The organism is Micromonospora sp. NPDC051296, assembly GCF_040682255.1.
Classification (GTDB): domain Bacteria; phylum Actinomycetota; class Actinomycetes; order Mycobacteriales; family Micromonosporaceae; genus Micromonospora; species Micromonospora craterilacus.
Window position 1 is genome coordinate 1 of sequence record NZ_JBFBAO010000674.1, and the last position, 1,176, is coordinate 1,176.

Here is a 1,176-nt window from a genome sequence, read left to right on the forward strand (position 1 = left end):
ATGGCCCGTAACGGTCAGGACATCGAGTACCGCAGCGTCTCGATCACCCGGGCCGGCTTCACGGACGCGGGCGAGCCGGCCACCGCCAGCTACGCCACCTTGCACTTCGACGGGCATCAGCTCAACGACGCCAAGTCGGAGTTCGTCGGCGCCGGTGACGACTCGGCGGCGAGCACGAAGGCACCGCCGAAGGGCAGGAAGCAGTCCGTCGGTCCGTCGAGCGACGCGCCGCTCGTTCTCGGTGGACTGCTGCCCAAGACCGGTGATCTGGCGCTGGCCTATCCGCCGCTGGGCGCCGGCGCGGCGCTGGCGATCAAGGAGATCAACGCCGCCGGTGGGGTGCTCGGCGAGGACGTGGTCTGGATCGACGGCGACGACGGCACCAACCCGACGGTCGCCAAGGCGACCGTGGCGAGCCACATCGACGCCGGCGTGCACGTCATCATCGGTGCCGGCGCCTCCACAATCTCCGCCGCCGTGCTGCCCGACGTGGTGGACGCCGGCCGGGTCCTGTTCTCCCCGTCGAACACCGCCGCGAGCCTCACCACCGCGGACGACAACGGCCTCTACTTCCGCACCGCACCGCCGGACGGCCTCCAGGGCCGGGCGCTGGCCGACGTGATCCTTCGGGACGGCCCGCAGAAGATCGCGATCGTGGCGCGCAAGGACTCCTACGGCGAGGGCCTCCAGGACATCGTCCGGACCGAGCTGGAACGGGCCGGCTTCGGTGGCGACAAGGTGAAGCTGCTCGGCTACGAGCCCGGCGAGGGCGCCGAGGCACCGCCGATCAACTTCAGCGACGGCGCCAAGCAGATCAAGGCGTTCGGCGCCGACGCGGTACTGATCATCGGCTTCGCCGAGTCCGCCGAGGTGATCAAGGCGCTCGCGGACGCCAACGTGCCCCTGGCGGCGCTGGCGGGCTGACCGGCAAAAGACCGACGGCCGCACCGGATCTCCGGTGCGGCCGTCGCGGTTCACGGGGGTCGTTCAGCGACCGCGCCGCCGCTCCAGGAACTCCGTCATCCGGCGGCGCTTCTCCTCGTCCTCGAAGAGGACCGCCTGGCTGACCAGGTCCAGGTGCGGGTGCGCGGCGGGTGGCGCGTCCACCGCGAGCTTGGTCAGCCGCAGCGCCAGCGCCGATCCCTTGGCCATCTCGTCGATCAGGTCGTGGGCCGC

Annotated in this window: 1 protein-coding gene and 1 pseudogene; one reads left to right on the top strand and one right to left on the bottom strand. The window is 71.3% G+C overall.

From position 1 onward, the window contains the following. Positions 1-924: ABC transporter substrate-binding protein (locus AB0M52_RS34035; protein WP_363962012.1), on the top strand; the 924-nt coding region annotated here is incomplete at its 5' end. 63 nt (positions 925-987) lie between these two features. On the opposite strand, the pseudogene AB0M52_RS34040 reads toward AB0M52_RS34035, so the two are convergent. Next, positions 988-1,176 (bottom strand): annotated as a pseudogene (locus AB0M52_RS34040) (enoyl-CoA hydratase/isomerase family protein); the annotation flags it as partial.